Annotated in this window: 5 protein-coding genes; 3 read left to right on the top strand and 2 right to left on the bottom strand. The window is 70.3% G+C overall.

Features of this window, described 5'->3' with window-relative positions; all coding sequences use genetic code 11:
• The first annotated feature begins 267 nt into the window (after window positions 1-267).
• Window positions 268-663 (top strand): type II toxin-antitoxin system PemK/MazF family toxin, encoded by a 396-nt coding sequence (locus ACYVE7_RS29070; protein ID WP_460369077.1) that lies wholly within the window; start codon window positions 268-270, stop codon window positions 661-663.
• A gap of 5 nt (window positions 664-668) precedes the next feature.
• Here ACYVE7_RS29070 and ACYVE7_RS29075 read toward each other — a convergent pair whose 3' ends face one another.
• Complete coding sequence (locus tag ACYVE7_RS29075) at window positions 669-1,310, bottom strand: ComEA family DNA-binding protein (RefSeq protein ID WP_460369079.1); 642 nt, start codon at window positions 1,308-1,310, stop codon at window positions 669-671.
• A gap of 127 nt (window positions 1,311-1,437) precedes the next feature.
• Between ACYVE7_RS29075 and ACYVE7_RS29080 the strand changes: the two genes are divergently transcribed.
• Together ACYVE7_RS29080 and dapD are read left to right on the top strand one after the other, a co-directional pair.
• Entirely contained in the window at window positions 1,438-2,826 is a 1,389-nt protein-coding gene (locus ACYVE7_RS29080) for an alkaline phosphatase PhoX (protein WP_460369081.1), read from the top strand.
• Window positions 2,827-2,849: 23 nt separating this feature from the next.
• Window positions 2,850-3,812 carry a 2,3,4,5-tetrahydropyridine-2,6-dicarboxylate N-succinyltransferase gene (gene dapD / locus ACYVE7_RS29085; protein ID WP_460369083.1) on the top strand — a complete coding sequence of 321 codons (963 nt, stop codon included), beginning with the start codon at window positions 2,850-2,852 and terminating at the stop codon, window positions 3,810-3,812.
• A 52-nt stretch (window positions 3,813-3,864) separates the two neighbouring features.
• Here dapD and ACYVE7_RS29090 read toward each other — a convergent pair whose 3' ends face one another.
• Window positions 3,865-4,506 carry a hypothetical protein gene (locus tag ACYVE7_RS29090; RefSeq protein ID WP_460369085.1) on the bottom strand — a complete coding sequence of 214 codons (642 nt, stop codon included), beginning with the start codon at window positions 4,504-4,506 and terminating at the stop codon, window positions 3,865-3,867.
• Window positions 4,507-4,848 lie beyond the last annotated feature (342 nt).

The following is a 4,848-nucleotide window of genomic DNA, read 5'->3' on the forward strand; positions in this document are numbered from 1 at the left end:
GGCGGCGCGGAGCCTGGCGGGGAGTGATCGCGGCCGTCGGGGAGGGCGGCGCGACGGGTGCGGACGGCGGCTCGGGCGGGAGCAGGTCGGGGTGCGGGGCGCGCAGGGACGCGACACGGGGAAGCGGATAGTCGGGCGGGAGAGCCACGGGGGTCACCTCCGTCGTCCATTGCCACGGCAACGATCGCCAGCACCATAGCAAATCCGGCATTTGGCGCGGATTCTGGTGCGACCCTACCGAGGTCGCCAGGTGGTTATGCTCCGCTGATGGGTGTTCGTGAGGTTTTCTCGGTGGAGCAGGTGGCGGGGCTCGAGTACTCGCCCGAACTGGACGGGCTGGCGGATCCGGGCGAGGTCGTCTGGGCCTGGGTGCCGTTCGAGGAGGACCCGGGCCAGGGCAAGGACCGGCCGCTGCTCGTCATCGGGCGGCACCGCAAGCTGCTGCTGGCGTTGCAGCTCACCAGCAAACCGCACGACGAGGCCCTGGACCTGGGCGTCGGCCCGTGGGATCGCGCCGGACGGCCGTCCTACCTGCGGCTGGACCGGGTGTTCGCCCTCGCCGAGGACGACCTGCGGCGAGAAGGGGCGGTGCTGCCCGGCGAGCTGTTCGCCCGTGTCGCCGCGGTGCTGATGGACGCGCACGGCTGGCGCGTCCGGCACTGAGCCCGTTACGGGAGGAAGATCCCGTATTCGACGATCTCCGGGGTCAGATGCGGCGGGAGCTGGGCCACGGCCGAAAGCTCCTCCGCGGAGTGGAACCCCGTGACCGTCTCGCGGATCTTGACGATGTGCTCGGCCATCGACGGGGTGATCCCTGTGATGACCGTCAGCGCCTGGGCCGGGACGTGGTTGACGTCGATGAGCCCGCCGTCGTCATAGTGGCGCGGCAGATCGGGGCGGCCGATCCGCAGATCGCGGGCGAGGATGACGTCGCGGGCCAGCTCACGGGACTGGCGGCGCAGCTCACGGCGCATGTTGGCCATCGCGATCGCGTGCTGGTTGCCGTTGAAGCGGGGCGCGGCGGGCACCGCGAACGGCGCGCCGCCCGCGTGGATCTGCCCGTAGGCGTCGACGGTGAGCACGACGCGTTTCGGCGAGTCGCCGATCATGACCGCGACCCAGACCGGCAGCCAGAGCCCGCACAGGAAGAAAGTCGCGAGGGCGTGCAGCGCGTGGTTGGCGGTGCCGCCCTTCACCAGCACGGCCTGGTCGCGGTAGCGGCTCTCGATCCGCCAACCGAATCCCACATACTGGACGATCGCGGAGTTGAGGATCGCGTCTACCCGGTCGGGCGGCAACGGCTGGGCCATGCATTCTTTGACGTCCGGAACGGCCCAGAGGTTCCCCTTCGGCACGTCAGCGGGATTTCGGACCAACCTTCCCAGCGGTTCTCGCGTCTTAGAGTGACCGAAGCTCCCGAAGGATGGTGTTCCGAAGATGGATCGACGCGGGTTTCTCCTGGCGACCGGCGCGGCGAGTGCCGCCGCGCTGGCCGGGCCGTTCGACGGCGTCGCCGCCTACGCCGGCGCCAAGATCAGTGGTTATGGCCGGCTTTCCCCGGTGAAGGATCTGCGGGACGGCAAGGTCCGGCTGCATCTGCCGAAGGGCTTCCACTACCGCTCGTTCAACCCGACCGGATCTCGCCTTTCGGACGGCTACAAGACACCGGGCAAACACGACGGAATGGGGGCCTTCAAGGCGTCCGACGGTGCGACGGTCCTGGTCCGCAACCATGAGGTGTACGGGCCGGTCGGCGCGTTCGGCGACGTCACGAAGGCGTACGACCCGGCGGCGGGCGGCGGCACCTGCACGTTGAAGGTGAACGGTCAGGGGAAGGTGCTGCGCAGCGCCGTCTCACTGAACGGGACGATGGGCAACTGCTCGGGCGGCCGGATGCCGTGGGGCGCCTGGGTGACGTGCGAGGAGACCGTCAACGGCCCCGACGTCGGCAACGACCACACCGGCGGCGACAACTCCAAGCTCAAGGAGAAGCACGGCTACATCTTCGAGGTCGGGGTCGGGGAGCCGATCACGAAGGCGGGGCGGTTCGCGCACGAGTCCGTCGCGCTCGATCCGCGGACGGGCTACCTCTATCTGACCGAGGACGACTTCGCGTTCGCGTCGGGTTTCTACCGGTATCTCCCGCCGAAGCATCCCGTCACCGAGGGACGGCTGCTCGACGGCGGACGGCTGCAGATGCTGGCCGTCAAGGGGAAGCCCAGGGCGAAGCTCTACAAACATCAGAAGCCGGGCGCGACCTACGAGACGACCTGGGTCGACGTCGACGACCCGGATCCCACCTTCGCGTTCAAACCGTCCAACGACGAGGCGATCCAGTACGTCGCCCGGCAGGGACACGACGCGGGCGGCGCGGTGTTCGCACGGCTCGAAGGAGCGGTCTTCCAGAAGGACGTCGTGTACTTCGTCTCCACCCAGGGCGGGGCGAACGTCACCAAACCGGCACCCAGCGGATTCGGGGACGGACGCGGACAGGTCTGGGCGTACAACACCCGCACCGGACGGCTGAAACTGGTCGTCGAATCCAAGAGCCGCGAACAGCTCGACCTGCCCGACAACATCACGCACAGCCCGCGCGGCACCCTCGTGCTCTGCGAGGACGGCAACGGCCGCAACTTCCTGCGCGGCCTGACCCTCAAGGGCAAAGTGTTCACGTTCGCGCAGATGCATCCGGTCAAGGGCGATCCGGGCGCCGAATTCGCCGGATCGACGTTCGGGCCCGGCGGGAAGACCCTGTTCGTCAACGTCCAGTCGAAGACCGGACTGACGTTCGCGATCTGGGGGCCCTGGCAGAAGGGGCCGTTCTGACCGGGACGGTAATCTTGCCGTCCGTGAGCTCTGAAACCCTTTCCGGCGCCGTGGGCGTCGGCCTCGCCACCATCGCCGAAGACGGAACCGTCCTGGACACCTGGTTCCCCGCCCCGACCCTCGCCAGCGGGGGTGCGGCCGGGACGGTCGAGCTCTCCGACGGCGAGGCCGGCGAGCTGGCCGCCGCCGTCCGCGCCGACGCCCGGCGCGGCGTCAAAGTGATCGCGGTCCGCACCACGATCGCGTCCCTCGACGACGCGCCGCTCGACGCGCACGACGTCTACCTGCGGCTCCACCTGCTCAGCCTGCGCCTGGTCAAGCCGCACGGGCTGAACCTCGACGGGATCTTCGGGCATCTCGCGAACGTCGTGTGGACGTCGATCGGGCCGACCCCCGTCGAACGGCTCGAGGCGGCGCGGCTCGCCGTCCGGGCCGAGGGCGGGCAGCTCGCCGTCTTCGGGATCGACAAGTTCCCGCGGATGACCGACTACGTGACCCCCACCGGCGTCCGGATCGCGCACGCCGACCGGGTCAGGCTCGGCGCGCACCTCGCCGCCGGAACGACCGTCATGCACGAGGGGTTCGTCAACTTCAACGCCGGGACGCTCGGCAACTCCATGGTCGAGGGCCGGATCAGCGCCGGGGTCGTGGTCGGTGACGGCAGCGACATCGGCGGCGGCGCGTCGATCATGGGGACTCTGTCCGGGGGCGGCAAGCAGGTCGTGTCGGTCGGGCAGCGCTGCCTGCTGGGCGCGAACGCGGGCGTCGGGATCTCGCTCGGCGACGACTCGGTCGTCGAGGCGGGGCTTTATGTGACGGCCGGAACCCGGGTGACCCTCCCGGACGGCAAGATCGTCAAGGCGTTGGAGCTGTCGGGGGCGTCGAACGTCCTGTTCCGCCGGAACAGCACCACCGGGACGGTCGAGCTCGTCGCCCGGTCCGGCTCGTGGGGCGGCCTCAACGAGGCGCTCCACGCGCACAACTGACCTTCGAGTGACGGCGGGCTTTCCTGCGGGGGAGCCCGCCGTCGCCGTTCGGTCAGTGCAGGGGGGCCTTGATGGTGAGCGGGCCGGCGGGGATCGTGTAGGTGGCGGTCTTCTGGATGACGTAGGGCGCGGCGGGGTCGCTGCGGAACGTCAGCAGGCGCGGGTGGCCGGCGTCGTCGAGCCAGAGGGTGAACGGAAGATCGGCCCAGCCCTGCCCGGCGAGCGTCACGGCCGCCTTGGCCTGCGGGGAGCCCTTCGGGAAGAACGCGCGGAGCGGCAGCAGGCCGACGATCTTGGTGGCGTTCGCGCCGTTCATCTGGGTGGCCGTCGAGGTCAGGCCGTGGGCGTCGGCGAGCTGCTCGCCGACGGTCGGCTCGACATGCGCCTGCTCGGCGCTGAGCTTGACCCGCCGCCAGCCCTTCCCGGCACGCTTCTCATACGTCCGCCCGTCGACGGACCGCACCTCGCCGCCCTTGCTGACCACCCGGTACGCGGGCCGCTCCCCGGCCCCCACCTGCACCTTGCGCACGATCTGCTCGGTCGTCCGCCCCGGCAGCACGACCATGCTCTCCACTTCGGCCGTGTACGAGGTCCCTGCGGGCACCGCTGCCGCGATCAACGTCTGCGCGTCCCCCGGCGCCCCGCCCTCCTGCGGTCCCGCGGCCTTCTCACTCCCGCACCCCGCGACCACCACCAAGGAACCAACCGCAACAAAACCCCGCCAACCCACACAAACCCCCTAAATCAACAGCCTCCCACCCTAACCCGCCCCTTCAGCAGGCCCGTCGTGACCTCCCCGACACCGCGAGGCCGACCGAGGCTTCAGTTCCGCAACGTCCGCTGGGCTCCGGTCAACCAGAGCCGAGGCCGCCACGTCGATGTTGCGTAGCCGTCGACCCACAGGAGCGCGCGTGTACCCCCAGCCCGGCCAGCCCCAGTTCGTCCCCGCCCCGCCACGGCCGCCCGGCCGCGGAGTCCCCGCGGGTCTGGTCGCCGTCATCGCCCTCGAGGCCGCCGTCGTCGGCGGCTGCTCCGG

It is taken from the genome of Actinocorallia lasiicapitis (genome assembly GCF_054778695.1).

Excerpts from the sequence above, each read along its gene's own strand:
- ACYVE7_RS29070 (WP_460369077.1), top strand. The coding sequence starts at position 268 with ATGGGTGTTCGTGAGGTTTTCTCGGTGGAGCAGGTGGCGGGGCTCGAG.
- ACYVE7_RS29075 (WP_460369079.1), bottom strand. The coding sequence starts at position 1,310 with ATGGCCCAGCCGTTGCCGCCCGACCGGGTAGACGCGATCCTCAACTCC.
- ACYVE7_RS29080 (WP_460369081.1), top strand. The coding sequence starts at position 1,438 with ATGGATCGACGCGGGTTTCTCCTGGCGACCGGCGCGGCGAGTGCCGCC.